Annotated in this window: 16 protein-coding genes; 12 read left to right on the top strand and 4 right to left on the bottom strand. The window is 52.6% G+C overall.

The window, feature by feature from the left end:
• Positions 1-179 precede the first annotated feature (179 nt).
• Positions 180-2,105, bottom strand: a complete 1,926-nt coding sequence (locus ASB66_RS19555) for a KAP family NTPase (RefSeq protein WP_060718554.1) — start codon at positions 2,103-2,105, stop codon at positions 180-182.
• A gap of 511 nt (positions 2,106-2,616) precedes the next feature.
• Here ASB66_RS19555 and ASB66_RS19545 point away from each other — a divergent pair.
• Both ASB66_RS19545 and ASB66_RS19540 read left to right on the top strand, forming a co-directional pair.
• On the top strand, positions 2,617-3,720 hold the full coding sequence (locus ASB66_RS19545) for an AAA family ATPase (RefSeq protein WP_060718556.1): 1,104 nt from the start codon (positions 2,617-2,619) through the stop codon (positions 3,718-3,720).
• Positions 3,721-3,800: 80 nt separating this feature from the next.
• Positions 3,801-4,607 (top strand): metallophosphoesterase, encoded by an 807-nt coding sequence (locus ASB66_RS19540; RefSeq protein WP_060718557.1) that lies wholly within the window; start codon positions 3,801-3,803, stop codon positions 4,605-4,607.
• A 322-nt stretch (positions 4,608-4,929) separates the two neighbouring features.
• Here the strand turns inward: ASB66_RS19540 and ASB66_RS26290 are convergent, their stop codons facing one another.
• Positions 4,930-5,082: a hypothetical protein gene (locus ASB66_RS26290; RefSeq protein WP_156544704.1), complete on the bottom strand. Its 153-nt coding sequence runs from the start codon at positions 5,080-5,082 to the stop codon at positions 4,930-4,932.
• A gap of 502 nt (positions 5,083-5,584) precedes the next feature.
• Between ASB66_RS26290 and tssI the strand changes: the two genes are divergently transcribed.
• The 5 genes from tssI to ASB66_RS19510 all read left to right on the top strand — a co-directional run bounded on the left by tssI (position 5,585) and on the right by ASB66_RS19510 (position 12,277).
• Positions 5,585-7,849 (top strand): type VI secretion system tip protein TssI/VgrG, encoded by a 2,265-nt coding sequence (gene tssI, locus ASB66_RS19530; RefSeq protein WP_060718558.1) that lies wholly within the window; start codon positions 5,585-5,587, stop codon positions 7,847-7,849.
• Between the two features lie 10 nt (positions 7,850-7,859).
• Entirely contained in the window at positions 7,860-8,987 is a 1,128-nt protein-coding gene (locus ASB66_RS19525) for a DUF2169 family type VI secretion system accessory protein (RefSeq protein ID WP_060718559.1), read from the top strand.
• Positions 8,984-10,444 (top strand): DUF4150 domain-containing protein, encoded by a 1,461-nt coding sequence (locus tag ASB66_RS19520; protein ID WP_060718560.1) that lies wholly within the window; start codon positions 8,984-8,986, stop codon positions 10,442-10,444. Before ASB66_RS19525 ends, ASB66_RS19520 begins: the two co-directional genes overlap by 4 nt.
• 12 nt (positions 10,445-10,456) lie before the next feature.
• Complete coding sequence (locus tag ASB66_RS19515) at positions 10,457-11,542, top strand: hypothetical protein (protein ID WP_147274061.1); 1,086 nt, start codon at positions 10,457-10,459, stop codon at positions 11,540-11,542.
• 111 nt (positions 11,543-11,653) lie between these two features.
• Positions 11,654-12,277 (top strand): AP2/ERF family transcription factor, encoded by a 624-nt coding sequence (locus ASB66_RS19510; RefSeq protein WP_060718562.1) that lies wholly within the window; start codon positions 11,654-11,656, stop codon positions 12,275-12,277.
• 68 nt (positions 12,278-12,345) lie between these two features.
• Here the strand turns inward: ASB66_RS19510 and ASB66_RS19505 are convergent, their stop codons facing one another.
• Entirely contained in the window at positions 12,346-12,705 is a 360-nt protein-coding gene (locus ASB66_RS19505; protein ID WP_060718563.1) for a hypothetical protein, read from the bottom strand.
• A gap of 64 nt (positions 12,706-12,769) precedes the next feature.
• Between ASB66_RS19505 and ASB66_RS19500 the strand changes: the two genes are divergently transcribed.
• From ASB66_RS19500 to ASB66_RS19480, 5 genes are all read left to right on the top strand, one after another.
• Positions 12,770-14,344, top strand: coding sequence for a recombinase family protein (locus ASB66_RS19500; RefSeq protein WP_060718867.1), 1,575 nt, complete (start codon positions 12,770-12,772; stop codon positions 14,342-14,344).
• Positions 14,344-15,237: a plasmid partitioning protein RepB C-terminal domain-containing protein gene (locus ASB66_RS19495; RefSeq protein WP_060718564.1), complete on the top strand. Its 894-nt coding sequence runs from the start codon at positions 14,344-14,346 to the stop codon at positions 15,235-15,237. The genes ASB66_RS19500 and ASB66_RS19495 overlap by 1 nt, the downstream gene beginning before the upstream one ends.
• Complete coding sequence (locus tag ASB66_RS19490; RefSeq protein ID WP_060718565.1) at positions 15,234-16,112, top strand: plasmid partitioning protein RepB C-terminal domain-containing protein; 879 nt, start codon at positions 15,234-15,236, stop codon at positions 16,110-16,112. Before ASB66_RS19495 ends, ASB66_RS19490 begins: the two co-directional genes overlap by 4 nt.
• A gap of 160 nt (positions 16,113-16,272) precedes the next feature.
• A complete protein-coding gene (locus ASB66_RS19485) occupies positions 16,273-17,022 on the top strand; it encodes a helix-turn-helix transcriptional regulator (protein WP_060718566.1) in 750 nt (249 codons plus the stop codon).
• A 71-nt stretch (positions 17,023-17,093) separates the two neighbouring features.
• Positions 17,094-17,780, top strand: a complete 687-nt coding sequence (locus ASB66_RS19480) for an acyl-homoserine-lactone synthase (protein WP_081089082.1) — start codon at positions 17,094-17,096, stop codon at positions 17,778-17,780.
• A 942-nt stretch (positions 17,781-18,722) separates the two neighbouring features.
• Here ASB66_RS19480 and ASB66_RS19465 read toward each other — a convergent pair.
• The gene (locus tag ASB66_RS19465) at positions 18,723-19,253 is read right to left on the bottom strand and encodes a PIN domain-containing protein (RefSeq protein WP_060718569.1); all 531 of its coding nucleotides are present in this window, start codon (positions 19,251-19,253) and stop codon (positions 18,723-18,725) included.
• Positions 19,254-19,464 lie beyond the last annotated feature (211 nt).

Below are 19,464 nucleotides of genomic sequence, written 5' to 3'. Positions count from 1 at the left end.
GGAAGGTGGTCCGTCAGGTCGACTTTCTGGGGGCTTTGGTGAAGGGGATGGAACTCCACCCCCTCCAGGCTGCGTCAAAGGTATGGACGGTGCTTGTGGCGTTGGCGCATCTGGTTCCACCCAGTTCGGCACCAGAGGGACATTTTTTCCAGGACCGCTACTTGTCTTCGAAGTGCCCATTATTTGCCCGCCTTAAGCGCACCGTTGACTGCCTTCGAAACCGGTGACGACAAATCGGTGCGTTTCCCGAGTGCTACAAGCACTCTTTTTCCCCATTCAGAAATTTCTAAACGTGGTATCAAACCCGCCTTGATCGCCGAAGACGGAACACTCCCGAAGAATACGGTCAGTCGGTCAGCTTGGACGTGATCTGCTTCAGCGACAAGTGCCAGCCCATACAGAATGGAAGGGGTTCCCCATTCTGTCTCCGCGTTTGCCTTGTCAAGCAAGCTCGTCATTATCAGCCCTCGTTCGTCAGGAGATACCCCGACGATTTGTCCTTTGATCGCTGCGGTTGGAGTAGTCTTCAATGCGAGCAGTTGGGCCAGAAGTGCTGCTGCGTTTTTGGTAAGCTTATTTTCAGCCGCAATGATCGGAGCGCTCTCCCGACCAACGTGCAGCGCACCTCGAAGATCGAGCCCGCCCAAATCCGGTGGAAGCTTCAACCAGTCCTCGATTAATTTCGCGTCCTCTTTCCAGCCGGATGGCCAGCGGCTGTCGTCAACTATCTCTCCCTTTCGAATATCGACCTCTAGGTCACGGAGAGTTGATGACTTCCCGTCCGGGGCAGCGCTTATCAGTTCAGTCAACGAGTTGAATGAAGTAGCTGAAGCAAACCGTTCAAACAGCATCAACTTCGTAAACACGGCATCATTAACGGCTATTTCCTGCACCTTCGCCAGGCTCCGGCGGATGGACAGTGTATTCATGAAGCGCTTTATAAGACGTGGGTTGCCGTTCACCTTCGGAGAAATGATCATCTGGCGGGCAAGGCGATCTGCCAGTTCAAGCTCTGCCTTTAGAGAATCGGGGCAATTCTTCATCAAGCCCTGTACGAATTCGGCATCGACTGCCTCACCCCTCCAACTGGCGGCGAGGCGCTTGTTCACTGCGATGCGAACGCCTTCTTTCGCCTTTCTATCCTCTTCGTCGTCCGCACTGATCGTACTCTTTTCGACAAAGAGCATCATAAGGTATGCCTTTACCTCATTCGTGCCGAGTGGCGGCACGCGAAGTGGAATCTGGATAAGCTTGTCGAAGTAGCTGACCACAATATCATCGTCGACCCGAGTGCCCTGAAATTGCACGCGAACGGCTTCTTTGATCATCTTGTCGTCGGCCGCTATAATGAACGCTGTTCGCTTCATGAAAAGGAAAAGGCGCATCGCTTCGAGGGTGCCAATAACCGTTGGCGGAAGACACCGGTCCAGATCATCTACGAACACGACCAACGTGACATTCAAATCGGCCAAAAGCTCTTCGAACTCTTTCCTGATCGCATGGATCATTTGAGGAGGGGTTGGCTGGCGGCTTGAATTAGGTTTCAACAGCCCCCTTGCTGCGTCGGTGTGTTTTTCAACCTCGGATGTGGCAGCGTCATAGTCTTCACTGGAGATGTCCCCGTCGGTGAAGCTATCTACAATTCCTTTTCCCGCGCGAGCGAGTGCGCCAATAGGTACGCCAGTGTAAGCGGTGACTGCGAGTTCGCCGATCACCCGAAGGCCTCTGAAGAAGTCTATACGCCTGAGGAGCTTAACTCCCTTTTCGACGCTCGTCTCCTGCTGCTTGGCATGCTCGGTCAAAGCCTGGGCGATCTCCTCCATCAGTGCGGCTTTCGCGTCATCTTGCCCCTGATAAAGCCATGCGTTGAAGTTTACGAACAAAAGCGATTGCGCCATTTGGCCGTTTTCCTTCTTCTCTTGGTCGAGTCGAACCCTAAGGTCAGCCTCGACCAACTTCACCATAGAGGATTTACCGACGCCCCAGCCGCCAGAAATACCGATGCTCAGCGCCTCACCCTTGGCGTCCAGTATCATCTGCGAGACAAGGCTCGCCATAACATTGAAGTTCAGGAAATCCCGACCGGTTTCGACGTCTGCCCACATACCTGCCCCTCGCTCTAAGCGCTAAAGTTGCCGGAATGTGTTAATAACGCAAGCATAAGAAGAGGTTGTCCTCACGAACTCGACGATTGATCCACAGATAGATAAATGGCCCGATATGCAATGTCCGTTGTAGATATTCGAGGATGGGTTGAGGTTGTATATTTTTCACTCGATCTTGGTACCCACTTCTACTGCGGGTCAGACAGGAACAGACGCAAATGAACGATCCAATTTTGAAGGCAATCCAGAGCGCAATCGTCGGTATGTGCCTCTCAGACCCGACGACCGGTGCGATGCTGGGACGGCTGAAGCCGCAGCCAAGTAAGGACGTCAGGACTGCATTGAAGGTGGATGGTGATGTGCTCCTCTGTAACCGGTGTTCTGCCCCCACATTGTGCACCGTCACCTGATCTGTGATCGACGTTCCATGGATGAAGAACGGGAGTTTCTCCATGGAGACTACATTGGAGTTTCTCACAACGGGCAAGACCCGACGTGAGGTTCATCGTCAATGGGACATCTTGGTGACCTTCTCAAGGCTATGAAAGGCGACTTCGAAAACGCGAAGAAGACGGCACCCTGCATTCTATTTTGTGATGAGTTGGATAGCTTCGGCGACCGAAACTCCTTCTCAGCAGACAATAGAGACTACAGTACGCAAGTGGTGAACGGGTTTCTCGAACACCTGGACGGGCTCGACGGGCGTGAAGGCGTGGTCGTAATCGGAGCAACCAATGCTCTGGATCGTATCGACCCTGCCATTTTGCGACCCGGGCGACTGAATAGACATGTTGCTATTCCCCTGCCTACTGCGACAGACAGGATCGCCATCCTTCAGCAACAACTCGGTCAACCTCTGCCGAGAAAACATCATCCAAGGCTGATGGCAGCCACCAATGGGTTTTCTGGGGCTGATCTCGCCAAGGTCGTCCGAGACGCCAAGCGCATTGCTCGGCGGGCCAAACGTGATGTGACCATGGCTGACATCGTGAAATCGTTGCCAGAAATGGTGGCGATCACAGGCGAATTGCGGCGGGCGCTAGCGGTTCATGAGGCGGGCCATACCGTCGCAGTCATCGCCCTTGATCATGGCAAGTTCTACGGTGCGATGATCATCGATCATACGCGCAACGACAGTGAGACCGTACCCGGTGGTGGGGCATACTTCGAGGTGCCCAAAGTCGGATACCGCACCGTCCAAACCTACAGGGATCGAATTGCAGTATTGCTTGCGGGGATTGCTGCGGAGGAGGTGCTGCTTGGGGCGGTGAGTGATGGAGCTGGCGCAGGCCCGAACTCTGATCTCGCCCAAGCCACTCGTATCGCCTCGATGTTACAGAGCGGAATGGGCATGGGTAATCGCCTTCGTCATAGCCTGGCGAAGAGCGACCACGACCTTGAAACACTTCGACTTCACGACCCTGGTGTCGCCGCCTGGGTTGACGACGTACTTCTGACCGAATTTGAGCGGGCGAAGCAGATTATCCGCAGCCATTTGAAACTCGTGGAGGCTATTGCCGACGAGCTGGAGGCGAAGGGGAAAATTTCTGCTGACCAGGTCGCAAAGATGGCCGCTAAGCTCGACGCCCCCGTTCGCATAGCGACCTTGGCCTGAAGCCTCGCACTTCTTTTGCGCCCAGCGATGCGTCTGCATCCAGCGCCTCCTTTTCCCTCACATCCTTGAAAGTTACAGCCATGAAAGCATGGATCATCAGTGACATGCACGTCACGCACGCCGATATGACTGCCGAAATTGACATCCCTCAAGCCGACATCTGCGTCTGCGCAGGCGATATTTCTGGGTTCCTCGCGTTCGGCCTCGAATTCCTGAAGCGGAGGATCGCTCCGACAATGCCGGTCGTCGTGGTGCTTGGGAACCACGACTATTATGGGAACACCATCGACGGTGCCCTGTCGGAAGGGCGAAAGGCCATCGGCGAAAGCCACATCCATCTTCTGGAAAACGAAACGCTCGAAATCGATCATGTCAGGATCATCGGAGCGACACTCTGGACCGACTATCAGATTCCGTGGGGCATCAACGATGAGTTGCCACTTCCTGATCGTGCTGAAGCCGCCGTGTACTTTTGCCGCAGAAGCATGCTCGATTTCCGCGAAATCTACGGCTCACCTCCGATTCGTGAGGGAATGCCACAGCTCATCACAAGCCGGGAGATCATCGCCAGGCATATAGAGAGCAAGGCATTTATCTTCGGCGAAATGACAAAGTCTTGGACCGGCAAGACCGTCATCCTAACGCATCATGCGCCGTCTCCACGATCATTGCTGAAACAGTATCAGGGTGATGCCACCAACGCTGCTTTCGCCAGTGATCTCACTGATGCCATCCAAAACGGACGACCTGATATCTGGATTCATGGTCACATCCATCAGTTCCAAGATTACGTCGAAGGGCACACGCGGGTGATCTGCAACCCGCTCGGTTATCGCCATGAACGCGGCAAAAACGGGTATCGCCATGGCTTCGTGATCGAGCTTTGAACCCGAACGCATGTGACTGTACCAAGCCGAGTAAATCGGAATCTCGATCAGGCTCGTTCTAACGACATCTTGGGCAACGTTTATCAGCCGTTGTCAGTGCCGCAAATAGCTCTTCGATCCGTCATCAGTAATGCAGTAATGTCCGCCACGAGGGCCGGTGCAATATGATCCAGTTCGACACGAACAGCTGGTGGAGCTGGTGGGTTCCATTTCTTCAGCTCCCGGCCCCAAGATGCCCAGCCCGCCCATTGCTGCCTGGCAGGACTTTTTGCTGCCGCTCACCGACCCGTCGCGACATATGAATGTTGATCCTTGGCAATGATCAACGCCGCCCTTCTTGCCGCTGCAAGGCGTGTTGGTTGCGAACGCGGAAGAAGATAAAATACAACTGGCGGCGAATGCCACCATCAATGTCTGGAATAGGAGTGCCGATAGTTTCTTTAACATTCTGATCGCCGCAAGTTTCGATCAGCAACCATATGCCACCACACGTAAAAGACGAGTTACTGCTATCGCAGCCTCGCCGGGCGTCCGATTTCCAGCTGTGAACTAACTCTGACGTGACAGCATGATTATGGCGGTGAAACCGACAACAATTAGTCCAATTAGGATCACAGTCCGCAAAATGTCTCGTTTGGTCGGCGCTGGACCAGTGTAGTCGTTGTCAGGTCCTGGTGATTTGTCCCATCCACTTACCATGGCCATGCCCTCTCCAATTTAGGAAATTACCGTAGCTCGTTATCGAGAGTGCAGAAATGGTTTTCTTGCAACCGTGCCACCTGTCTCGGCCGATCCCCTCAGAGCATCAAGTCAACCGATCAAGCCTTCTCTACGACGACTTGCAACCTTGACCTTCTGGGATAGAAGTCTATTATCGACCTTATATGACGTAAATGAGATACTTGCCCGCGTTATCCTATCAGGTTCAACGCAGCAATTGATGAGATTTGATGACGTGATAAGTGGAGAGGCACTCTATGGACGACGTTCTGTCATCTGCAGATTTCATTCAGGCCAGCCGCGTTTTGCATGTGTCTTCACCACTGGGTGAGGACCAACTCCTGCCGGAGCGGATGACAGTCGAGGAAGGCGTCAATCGCCTTTTTGAAATAAAGGTCAGTGTCCGCGCCAAGCGTGAGGCTGTGAAGCCCGATGAGTTGATTGGCAAACTGGTCGATGTGTCCCTGGAAATCCGCCAGGGCGAGTTCGATGAAGAAGGTGTGCGTCGCCCTTTCAACGGATTGGTCACCAATCTCTCAGAGGGACCGCCGGTCACGCGCGGATTGCGTGCTTATACAATCACCCTCCGCCCACAGATGTGGCTTCTGTCACGCCGTTCAGATTGTCGCATCTGGCAGAACATGACGTCACTCCAGGTGATGGAAACCTTATTTGCAGAACATGGTATTCCTGCAGCAGCGTCTTCTCCCATCCACAAAATGCCACCTTCACGCGAGTATAGCGTCCAATGGAATGAGACGGACCTTGATTATTTACTTCGACGTTTCGAAGAGGACGGGATTTTTTACTGGTTCGAACATGAAAAAGGCGTTCACCGCCTTAAAGTAAGCGATCATAAAGTCGCTTGGAGCCAGCCTTCTGCTTCGGCGGAGGGGGTCAACAAGGTGAGATTAGCGCAAGGCTCGTCGGATCGCAACCATATCAACGAATGGATGCGAGAATTCGCATATGTGCCCGGTCAGAGAGCTGGTGCCGACTGGAATTTCGAGACGCCGAGCACAGTGCCTCTGAACGTCACGCCGTCGCTGATCCAGATGCCGGGGGCCAAGCAGCGCGAGCTTTACGAATATCCCGCCCGTATCAGCGATGTGAAGGAAGCCGAACAGGCCGAGACCTTCCGCATGCAGGCGGTGGAGGCCGATCATGAGCGGGTGACGGGCCTGTCAAATGTCCGTTTCCTTGAAGCTGGTCGCCGGTTCACGCCCTATGAGGAACCGCATCCAGAGCATCAATACGAAGAGCATGTGATTATCAGCATCACCCATTGGGTGGTGGATCGCTCCTATGAGACAACGGAGAACGAGCCAGAATACCGCAACGAGTTCGAAGCCATTCCTTCGCGCGTGCCTATGACACCGCACCGGTTGACCAAACGCCCGCGCATCGAAGGAACACAAGTTGCCATTGTTGCCGGTCCGGAGGGTGAGGAAATCCACACCGACCAGTATGGTCGTATCAAAGTCTGGTATCCATGGGATCGACGTGCAAAGAAGGATGGCAGCGATACCTGCTGGGTACGTGTCAATCAAGCCTGGGGCGGTGGCACCTGGGGCGCACAGGTCATTCCACGCATTGGCATGGAAGTTATGGTTTCCTTCGTCGATGGCGATCCAGACCGGCCGTTGGTCATTGGCGTCGTGCCCAATCCGAAGAACCCGGTGCCTTACGATCTTCCCGCCAACAAGACCCGGATGGTGCTGCGCTCCAACACTCACAAGGGCAGCGGCTTCAACGAGATGACCTTCGAGGACGAGAACGGCAAGGAGAACATGTTCTTCCATGCCCAGAAGGATCAGACGACCCGAGTGCGCAATGACCGCACCAAGCGCATCGACCGCCATGAAGTGGCCTCCATCGGTGGCAACCGCGCCGTGGAAGTCGCTGGCAACCAGAAGCATGAAATCGGCGGCTCGGTAAACACCGTCGTTGGCGGCACAGGGCCGATGGCCATCGCTCTCATGGGCGCTGTTCAAGGCATTTCCGGTCACACGGCAGGCCTTCTTGCCCAAGCTGGCCAGATTGCGGGCGGTGGCGGTCCGGGCTTCGCTAGCTTTGCCACCACATTGGCCTCCTCGGCACTGGGCTTCCTTGGCGCGGGTGGCTTGATGGCCCGCGAAGGTGTGGTGGATGGCTCAAATCCCCGTACCGATGCTGGTACCGCTCTTGCAGGATCGGGCACAGGTGTTGGTGATGACGCTGCTGGTCTCTTTCCGATGCCCGGGATCATGAACACCATTGTCGGCGCATTCAAATCCGATACGATTGGCGTGGCGCGAGCCGAGCAGATTGGCGTCAGCAAGGTCACCAATGTCGGACAGACCTCGCTTGAAAGCGTTGGTAAGTTCAAGAAGATCGCCGTCGGCGAAGAATTCGTTATCGAGTGTGGGGACTCCAAGTTCATCATGAAGTCGAACGGCGAAGTGATCATCCTGGGCAAGACGTTCAATTTCGTGGCAACGGACCACTTCCAGCTGCGCGGCACCCCAATTGATCTGAACTGAGGAGAGGCAGGTGGAACTGATCAACCGCCTTCCATTCCCGGCTATGGCGTTCCGGCAGTTCGATGCCGAGGGCAATCTGGATTGCATCGTCTCGATGCGTGGAACCTTCCTGCATGTCCAGGATGACATGCTTGACATTGCCCCTCAGCAGGAGAGCTTTCAGTGGGAAGACGCCTATGAAGGCGACCCCCATGCCAGCGTCATGTTGCGGCAATCCGATCTGACGCCTGATAAGCCTGGTACCGATGTCACCTTTCTTGGAAATGCCCATGCTCCTGATGGCAAGCCTGCCATATCATGGCGACCGAGCCTTCGCGTCGGCTCCGTGTCCAAGACCGTTGAGGTGCATGGTGAGCGCTACTGGCAGCCCAAAATTCGGGAGAAGTGGGCGGGTTTTTCCGCAAAGGAACCCAGGCGGGTTATCAAAGACTGGGAACTGACACAGGCCCAGCCCACGGACATGGTGCCACTGTGTTGGTTGAAAGCATTTGGCGGCCCCATACCGGGGACGGGCGATCCAGAAACGGACACTCCTGTGGACGTCGAGCGCCGCAATCCGCTCGGTTGCGGTATTGTCAACTTGGATATGGCCCACGATGTTGGACCTGTTCCAGCGCCCCAGATCACTGAAGTCGGCCAAAGCCTGGACTGGCGCGAGCGATACGAGCCGCAAGGGTTCGGATTTGTCTCTCCCTGGTGGCGATCACGACAGCAATATGCTGGCACCTATGACGACACTTGGGTGAACGAGCGCCACCCGCTTCTTCCGCGCGATTTCGATCCCCGATTTTGGCAGTGCGCTCATCCTGACCTGATCGCAATACCGCACCTTGCCGGGGAAGAAGCCTATCAGCTCGAACACCTTCATCCGCGTTTTGGCCAAGCAAGAGGTCGCCTGCCAGGCCTGACATGCGGTGTTCACTGCCAGCGCGAAGACCGGGATGAGTGGCATGTTCTCAAGCTGGATGGCGTCCATTTCGACTGGCGGTCGGAGAATATCGTGATGCTGACCTGGCGGGTCCGGTTCCCCCTTCCAGACGCTGGCGAAACATCGCTGACGCTGACTCGTGTTCGCGTAAAGGCCACTTCTGAAGCGTCCGTTGCTCCACCCGCCAGCCAAGCCAGGGAGGACGCATGAGCATACCCCGCGATACATATCTCGGCGAGCCCGGCTATCCCGACACCTGGACGACGAAGAAACCGCGTGAAGGCCTCCGCGATCTCGACGAAGCGAAAATCGTCTCGCTGTCCCCTGACGTCTGTTGGACGCCTTGCGGGTCGTCCGTCGTTGCCGTGCCGTATCCTATCGTTGATTTCTGCGGGCACGATGAGGGCTACACACCATCAGTTCGCTTCACGGGCAAGAAGGCCATGGTCATGCGGTCCCGCACGACCCATGTGCATGGCGATAAACCCGGCGTCAAAAAAGGTGTGAAATCTGGAACGGTCGGCGACGTCTGCGAGCCGGTTTGGCACGCAGACCAGGTTCGAGCGGAAGGTTCTTACGTCATTCGTCATCTCGACCGGTTCAAGATGAACAAGGGCAACACCGATGGTGAAGCGCTGTTTGCGCGCGACACCTCGACCTATGCCCCGCCCATTAACAATGATCCTGTTCCCGGCTCACTACGAGCTGTTGAAGTGGCCGATGCGTCTGATCCAAAGAAGACGGCGACTGATGCTGGTGGGCCCAGTGGGACCGTTCTCGGCTTGATGACTGCGGGGACAGCGAAAGCTCTTGAAGCTGTCGGACGCGGCGTCGCCACCACCGCAACCAGTGGCGCAACGACGACGGCTACCGCAGCGGGTGTAGCTGAAACTGGAACAGCTCTCAGCGCAGGGACCGTGCTGGGTAGCATAGGTATCTTTGCCGCTGGTTTACTCTTTCCTACAAATAAGTCCAATTTTTCGGACTTCGTTCCACAGGATGAATTTGAGCGTCAGAAAATTTCGGACGCGCAAAAGCAGATCAACGATTTGCCCTTTTGGGACAGCGGCTCCTCGGCCCGCGACGACACAATCGCGGAACTCCGCCGTAGAAGGCAGACAGTGCCAAAACCTCAAGCCGTTCCACTCCCCCAGTCCGAAACTGTTCGGATTACAGAGCGGGATGAATACCGCAAAAAATGTCAGGTTGATCGATACGCCAAGATGAAAAACATCTGCGGTCAATATAGCATGCAGGCACATCATATTGTGCCGGATTGGACTTTGCGATACGACCGGCGACGAGCATCAGATGCGAGAATACCAAACATGCCGAGTTTGGATGACGGCATGAGCATTTGTGTTTTGGGGAATGCCTCCGAGGAGGGCACCGAGCATAATCAAGGACATGCTGCAGACAACACCATACAAATGATAGGCGAGCGGTCTACTCCGAAATACACTGCAACACTTAACCAGGTTAAAGCAATTTCCATAGCCGCAATGATAAAAGTTCGGCCGGATTGTGCTAAGGAAATTGTAGAATCCGTGAATAAGCAATTTGCGGGGAAAAATCCAAATCAGCTTCTAAGAGCAAAACGACTTCCCCCGTTACCAAACGAAACAATTAAGGCGCTTAAAAGTGGCGCTATTCGCTCGCTTCCCTAAAGGAGTTATCTCGTGATCGCATTCACTCGTGCTGCAGCGTCGTCCCCTGACACTTTGATGGTTTCTGCGGTCTTGGATGAAGAACATAACGATGAAGCTATTTATGAAGCTGCAGCGAGGGTATTCCAATACGAACACAGAAACGAGTCGGATCGCCGATGGTATTTTGACGATTTTGATCTGAGCGTGCAGAGCATCGCCTATATAAATGACGCTCAGATATCTCCCCCTTCGTCACATTTCTCGCTTCTAGGAGCGGAAGGTGATGTTTATCATATTGCGAAACCAAGCCATAGAGTCGAACGCATCAAAGGTGCTGGCACAGCTTATCCAGAATCCAAATTTTACGGGAAAGTTTTTAAGCTTACCCAGATCGAAGACCGTTTATACGTCTGCGGAAGTGGCGGCCAAATATATGTTCGCCGTAATTACGATAGTTGGGAATTGCTGACTGATACGGTAATATTCGATCCTGATGCTCATGTTAAACTGATGGAAAACGCCCCAAACACTGAAGACCCCAGTTTCTTGGAATGGCTCGTGAAAATACAAGAGGAAGAACCAAGAAACTTGTTTTTTAACGACATTAAAGGGCTCAGTAAAAACGAAATATATCTGTGCGGAGAAGAAGGGATAAAACCTGTCTTGTGCTACTGGGACGGTTCAAAAATTCACGAAATTAACGTCTATCTACCTGAGGCAGCACTAACTGGTATCTATATCGAGAACCCCGACAGTGTATGGGTATGTGGGCGCGAGGGAGTTCTTCTGCACGGCAGCTACGCAAGGGGGTTTTCTCCCGTCAGTCTAAATACTCAGCTCAATTTGTTTCATATGATAACGCCTTATCGCGGCAAACTGGTTATGCCCGCTAGTGTGCGCCCCGGGGGGCTATACGAGTATGATCCCAAAACGGGTGACTTTGGAAAGTTCGATCCGCCTCTACCTCGCCTCCGCAGCCGAGATGATCCAAATTCCATTGATGGTGGACCTTTCTTCGCGCAAGCGGTCGGAGACGTGCTATGGGTTGTCGCGTCAAAAGATATTTTCAGGTTCGACGGCAAAGAGTGGGAGCGGATTGATCATCCCGATCTGTGAATGGGCCGCTTGCCGAGACCGTAATGCCTTCGCATGTGCAGCGCCACATCCAGTGGCTGGCTACAATGTCTCCAGTTCATAAATCCCATTGGATTTCGACCGGGCCGTGAAATGACCAAAAGCACAAGCAAAAAGTCTTCCGAGAATGCCTCGTCAATGCCGTTCGATACGGGCCACGGAGGTAGCTTCCACGATGAGGCGATGTACGCGATCCATCGGGTGGACACAAACCGGCATCGTCAGAATGCGTGGTTGGTTCATCTGACCCGTGGTGGAAAAACAATTCAGATGACGTTTAGCGATGGCACCTACGGTGGCAAGGAACAGGCGCTGGAGGTCGCACAAGCTTATCGTGACGCGGTGCTCAGGGTCGTGCCTCCATTGACCAACAAGGATATGCGCATGCTGGTGCGCAAGAATCGTTCCGAAGGGAGCAGCGTGCCTGGCGTCTACTATATCGAACCTACCGGCGGCCGTAAGTCAGCCAGCTGGATGGCCCGTATTGAACTAGGCCTCGATGATGATACACCTGTTCCTGTGGGAAAGCGCCGCCGCCGCCAGTTGACCCGCACATTCAACGTCAGCAAATACGGCTACGAAGAGGCCCGTTGCATGGCCGAAGAAGAACGCATCAGGATGGTGCTCGCTGTTGAGAATGGTGAAGACCCCGCTCTGCGCAGCCCTCAAGCTATTCAACTGCATAAGAAACTATCGAAAGACGACGCATCTGACTGACCCTCATTGGCGAGACGGCTCGCGTTTTCGAACCCAGCGGAATTTTTCGCTGTAACCTTAAAGCTGTTTCACCGGGTTCCCCCTTTCAACGCGTGCACGATTGCTGCGGCACGCGCCAAAGCAGCCTCAGCCGCCTCAAGTTCAATCGAAACCTTATAAAGGTCGCGATTACTTAGACGCAGGAACTCTTGCATAATGGCGTCAGAGTTCCTGGCCAGTAAAATGAGCTGCCAGCCACTTGGCGCTTTTGCGCCTGCCAGCCAGTATTTCGCTGTCCGCTCACTTACACCTGTCCACCGCATAATCGTTTTTGCGGCTCGGGCGCTCTTTCCCAGTTCGCCTTTCAAAGCGGTAGCGATGCAGGCGGCGTACATCCGCTGCATTTTAGCATGGGCTCGGTGCACCGGGGTGCCTGTAATCGGAACCATGTTGCACCTCCTTTCGAGATATAACGGTCACCAACGTGGCCAAAGGATGAACTGTTGATGCATGATGGTTATCGATTGGAACAAAAGCGGCGGAGAAAATAGCCCACCGGGCCGACCTAAAATTCCGGTCGCAACATATGTTCGGATGTCAACCGAACATCAGAAATATTCGACTGACAACCAGATCACTTCCATCCGCCGGTACGCCGAGAAAAACGGCTACGAGATTGTTCGCCAGTATGCGGACGAAGGAAAAAGTGGTCTTCGGCTAGTCGGGAGAGATGCAATTCAGCAGTTGCTGTCAGATGTCGACGAAGGGCGCGCCCCTTTTCAAGCTATTCTTGTCTATGACGTGAGCCGCTGGGGCAGATTTCAGGACCCAGATGAAGCCGCTGAAGTAGAGCTACGTTGCAAACGCAAAGGCATCCACGTCCATTATTGCGCCGAGCAGTTCGAAAACGACGGAAGCATCGGCTCATCAATTATAAAGACCGTAAAACGAGCTATGGCTGGCGAGTACAGCCGTGAACTATCGGTCAAGGTGTTTAACGGTCAGGCGAACTTGATCCGCCTCGGGTATCGCCAGGGAGGAGCCCCCGGCTTCGGTCTTCGTCGTCAACTCATCGATCAACATGGAAACCCCAAAGGGGAACTCTCAAGAGGCGAGCATAAAAGTATCGCTACTGACCGCGTGGTTCTCGTCCCTGGGCCGCAGCCGGAAATTTTGATTGTTCAGCAAATATACCAACTCTTTGTAACAGAGCGACGAACCGAGACAGAAATTGCTTCGTACCTCAACAGTCAGGGCATTCTGACCGATCTCAGACGACCATGGACGAGAGGAACAGTGCATCAGATTCTGATCAATGAGAAATACATAGGAAATAATGTTTGGGGTCGTACTTCTTTCAAGCTCAAACAAAATCATGTTAGAAATGATGAACGCGACTGGGTGCGATCTGATGGGGCTTTTCCTGGCATCGTCTCTCACGAACTATTTCAGCGAGCGCGATCCATCATCGCAGTCAGGGACGAGCGGCTCTCTGACGAAGTGATGCTTGCGAAGCTCGCAGACATCTTCGCTAAGCAGGGATATCTCTCTGGATTAATTATTGACGAGGCAGAGGAGTGTCCGTCGAGTAGCTCCTATTCCTCTCGTTTTGGAAGCCTTTTAAGGGCGTATGCTCTTGTCGGCTTCGTTCCAGATCACGATTATCGGTATCTAGAAATCAACCGCGCTTTGCGCCGGATGCACCCAACGTTCATTTCACAAATCATGGACGGAATTCGTGCCGTCGGAGGTGCCGTCAGGCAATCAGCTGAAAACGATCTTCTCACCATCAACGATGAGTTTAATGCATCTGTCGTGGTTTCACGGTGCATCGAGACGCAGGCAGGTGGACTTCGGTGGAAGGTTCGACTGGATACTGCTCTAACACCTGACATTACGGTCGTAGTGCGGATGGCTCAAGGAAATTCCGCCCCGCTAGACTACTACCTTCTTCCCTTGCTGGACATGCACGATGCAGTGCTGCGGCTATGCGAATTCAACGAACTTTCATTCGACGCTTATCGCGTCAAATCCTTGACTAGCTTTTATGGCCTAGCCGCTAGAAGGTCATTGTCGGAGATGAGGTAATGGTTGCTATTCCCGCACAGAAGGTTGAAATGATCCCCATCAGCCGGATCACCGTTGTAAATCCACGCCTTAGAAACAAGAAGCAGTTCAAAGAAATCATCGATAATATCGGGCAGATTGGACTTAAACGCCCGATCACCGTTACCCGCCGTATGGAGGCCAGCGGGCCATATTACGACCTCGTTTGCGGCCAGGGTCGCCTTGAAGCGTTTAAGGCCTTAGGACAAGAAACGGTCCCTGCACTGGTGGTGAGCGCAAACGCCGAAGATTGCCTGATTGCAAGCTTGGTGGAAAATTGCGCCAGACGCCAACATCGGTCCGTCGATCTCCTCCGAGATATAGGAGAGATGAAAAAGCGAGGCCATACCGTCGCCAAGATAGCCCTGATGACTGATTTATCGACCGAGTACGTCTACGCCGTCATTCGGCTCTTGGAGCAAGGAGAAGAGAGATTGTTGCGGGCGGTAGAGGTCGGGCAAATTCCCTTCAGCGTCGCCCTTGATATTGCCGAGGCGGAAGATCACGACATTCAAGCCGCTTTGCAATCCGCATACGAACGGAAGCTGCTTCGAGGCAAGAAACTGATGACCGCCAAGCGACTGGTGGAGCAGAGACGCCAGCAAGGTAAAGGTTTGAGGATTAATGGCATTACAAAGCCAAGACCGATGTCATCGGAACGGCTTCTTCAAACGTTTCAAGACGACGTCGATAGAAAACGTATCCTGATCCGCAGGGCTGAAGCGGCGAAGGCAAGGCTGACTTTCGTAACTCAGGCCATTGATAAATTGCTGCGCGACGACCGTTTCTCAGCGTTGCTCCTTGAAGAAGGCCTGACGTCGCTTCCTGACGAGCTGGCATCCAGGCTCAACAGTAAGACAGGAGGGAAACGATGAATTCCAGCGCGGTACGCCTTTCTTTTGAAGACACTAGCCTTCGTATTCCCATCGTCGAGATACAGCCGCTAAAGCAACTCAGCCCATCGATACTCAAATCAGTGAAATATGCGAAGATAGCGGCCTCTATTGCGGAAATTGGAATCATTGAGCCTCCAATCGTGATCCGTGATCGACGTAATCCAGACAAGTTTCACTTGCTGGATGGGCATATTCGAATTGAGGTTCTTTCAAAACGCGGTGAAAAAGAGGTTGTGTGCCTGGTAGCTACAGAAGATGAAGCTTACACATACAATCGACGAATAAGCCGTCTGGCAACGATTCAAGAACATAAGATGATCTTGAATGCCATAGAGAAAGGTGTGCCTGAAGAACGGCTGGCTCGCGCCCTGAATGTCAATATCAACAGTATTCGTCATAAACGAAACCTTCTTGAGGGCATGTGTCCCGAAGCAGTTGATCTGCTCAAAGAAAAACATGTGCCTCTCAATACAATTGCCGAGTTGAAGAAAATGAAGCCGATGCGCCAAATCGAGGCTTCTCAGTTGATGATTGCCATGAACAAATATTCAATCACATATGCTCAGTCTCTTGTTACGGCCACCCCAGATTCCATGCTCATCCGGCCAAAGAAGAAGATACAGGGCTTAAATGAGGAACAGATTGCCCGTTTGGAGCAGGAGGCGGCATCTCTTGAACGAGAATTCAAGGCAATCGAGAGCGACTATGGAAAGGATCACCTCGACCTAGTTCTTTCGATTGGTTATTTGTCACGAGTAATGAGCAACGCTCGCGTTGTGCGATTTCTTGCTCAATTTTATCCTGACATTCTTTCGGAATTCCAGAAACTTACGGAGCTTCGCAAAGCCGCGTAAGCTGAATTTTCCCTACCGCTTCAAGATCAAATTTTAGCAAAAATACAAAACCCTCAAATTTGCTGTGGATACTATAAAATATCTTGACTATATCGTATAGGTTGTGGCCGGTTGATTAAATTGGCCAATTGGCCGCCGGTATAATCGCGAGGGTTTTTTTATGAATTTTAACGGCAACGCGCAGGCCGCCAATCTCATGTTTGATTTTATTACTTCAATAAATCATTCAAACAATCATAGTGAACTAATGTCTAAAATAAATAGTGTTGCAACCGCATTTGGATTTGAAAATTTCGCTATTTCAGGTATTCCTCTTCCAAACGAGAACATCGATCCATATGTCCTTTTGAATGGTTGGCCTGAAGAGTGGTTCGACCGGTACGTAGTGGAGAAATATGTCCACGTCGATCCTGTCATATACAGAGCAAAAACTTCTGACGATGCCTTCATTTGGTCAGAAGTGCTTGAAAGCCGCCCCCTCAACCCAAAAGCCAGGAGGCTCATGAACGAAGCCTCCGAATTTCGGATGCGCGATGGATTTTGCGTGCCATTGCATTTGACCGGAGGGTTTCAAGCTCTTGTGACGTTTGCTGGTAGCGGGAAAATCGACTTATCCCCGGAGCTGCGCGGCGTCTTACAGATTATCGCAATATATGCCCATAATCGAATTCGGCTATTATTGCCCACCAGAAAATCACATAAAACATCATCGATAACGAACGTCACCCTACACGAACGCGACGTAATTCAATGGTGCGCTGAAGGCAAAACAAACTGGGAGATCGGTGTAATCCTCGGACGTTCTGAAAAGACCGTCCAACATGAGCTTCACAACGCACAGCGTAAGCTGAACTGCGTAAACCGCGCCCAACTCGTTGCCGAAGCAATTCGTGTTGGAATTATCCGTTAAAAATAGGCAGTTCTGCCTATCGTCAGGCCTTCTAACTTCTGGAATTGTGGCTGACATAACAGGGGGCCACGATGCTGAGATATTTTTCTGGGGTACAAATTCAATTCGAAGATTTAGCCGAAGATGTATGGCGTTTTCGACATAAGCATTTCGTCGAGCGATTTGGATGGAACGCATTGAGAAGACCTGACGGCATGGAGCGCGATCAGTTTGATCACGATGACGCCGTTCATCTTGTGCTTTGCAAAAACGAAGAGGTCGTTGGGTACAGCCGACTGCTGCCAACGATGAAGCCTCATTTGCTGTCACACGTATATCCTGAGATCGCTTCTGGGAACCCCTATCCTGTCGGAGAGTCCGTGTACGAGTGGACACGATGCGTGGCAGAGCAAAATGTTACGATAGACGGAATTTCTGCGTCCAATATCCTTCTCACAGGAGTATTGGAGTTTTGCCTGGCGTCCGGAATAGAAGCGCTGATCGTTGAGACCCATCCAAAGCTAATGCATTTGCTGATTTCTACCGGATGGAACGTTCAGCCATTGGCCGCTCCGTCAGTATACGCCGAAAGCCTAGTCGTCCCAATTTGTGCGACGCCTCTTGTTTCCGCGCTGCGCACGCATCATCAGTTATACGGCATCGAAGGCAGTCTACTTGACCGCAGTCCCCAGAGGACAAGCGAAACCGGCGATTTGTCTCGCCGCTATCCGCTTCAGTCTATCGGTTCAGTAAAAGAAAGCATTCTCTCTTATGCGTGATTTAGATGAGCAAAAAACTACTATAATAGAGGTTGCAAGTGAAATTAATTATCTAATATCTCTGATCTCCGAGGACCGGAGCGACACTAATTTCACTTTTATCCTGTATTTGCTTTCGATGGTGAAGGAGGAAGCATACATAATGCTTCATTCAAAGACTATTGAGCTTCAGCATTAGACTATATGGACCATGGCGGGCTTGCACGAGATCAAATTTGTTAGTCACTCAACCACAGCTGGCTCGTCTTGCCCAGCGTGGCCGCGTTTCTCGGCCTCATGGCATAATGGCTCCCGATGGGCTCCGTAAAATGTTTGTGGTTGAAACGGTCCGCTCATTGAATAGGGCCGTTCACTGCCTCCAAAATGCCAATGGTCGACCTAGTATCCACCTGGCCTTGCCGTGGCGCTTCTGTTGCCGCATCTGTTGCCAGCGGCATCGTATTGCCAGTTGTATTGGCAGTTGCCACGGTACCCTCGTGAAGGGGGAGCATATGCGCCACCGCAATTATTGTTCGCACACACGGCGACCGCTGTCCCGATAAGCGCTACCGCGACTATTGCGGTGGCGGCGGCATCCTGCTTCTGAACGATCTCAGGGCAGTCATACGCCTGGACACTTCGTCGGCTGAGTTCCATCAGGATATCCTGTTGGAACCGGGGATTTTGGCTCTGCAAGTAGGTCCGGCAAAGTGTGGGTTTATCGATTGATTTCGGATTGGCTTTAAACGCTTCTTGGGAAGTCGTGCACGCCGACAACGCGCAAGACAACAACAGGACCCCAAGGGTCCGCGATCTAAAAACAGTCAATGTTACCCCCTGTATGCCCCGCACATAAACAAGCACGGATGCAATTAGGAGTCGAGAGTATTCGGAATATTCCCCTCAGCGATTATCGCGACGAGCAGAGAAATATTACCAAATGTAAGCGGACGTTTTATGCGCTTACCTTGGCGAGCAAGCTCCGGTGGGCGGTGCTTCCGATTGTTTAAGAACGGATTGTGCGTACCATCTGTTCTCCAGGGGATTAAAGACCCCAGGCAGCTGATAACAGCTATCGATGAGTAGGAAGTCTCTCACATTGAACGTCGCGATAGGTATCTGGCTGACGATGGATGCCGCTGCGATATGGAGGTCTTGACCGTTTCTTGGCTTCTTGGCCTCAGGTCTTGCGATCATCAGATTTTTAAGCCGAGGCTCAGCAGCCAGTATGCCCCAAACTTCTGCTACGTTCTTGCATGTTTCGATGATTGGCAGCCCTGCAGACAAAAGGGCTTGATACCAAGCCGTTAATCTGACGGCCTTTGCCGGGGCACGAGCGCAAAGTTCAGTTATCCCTAACTGAAACTCCATGAGAGCCGCCACAGGGATGGAAAGATTAGGCGCGGTTTCAATAAATTGAACCACGGATGGATTCGGCCTGCTCCTGCTAGTCTCGCTCAACACGCAGGTGTCGAGCAAAAATCCATTCGTCATCGGCTTCCACTCGGTGGCAACTGATCACGGAAACTGAGGGAATATGTTTAACAAAGTGTAACCGGCCATCAAGATCGCGGCGTTAACCGGCGACAAACGCCTCACAGAACTTAACCAAAGCCTAACAAAAAACTAACTGGGACGCGACTAAACGGCAGAATCTGCCTATCTCGACCCATGATTGAAGAGCCCTTTTCATCGCCTCAAAATA

Source organism: Gillisella vitis, from assembly GCF_001541345.2.
Classification (GTDB): domain Bacteria; phylum Pseudomonadota; class Alphaproteobacteria; order Rhizobiales; family Rhizobiaceae; genus Allorhizobium; species Allorhizobium vitis.
The sequence above is the reverse complement of the archived record's forward strand: the minus strand, read 5'-3'. Positions and strand labels throughout refer to the sequence as shown.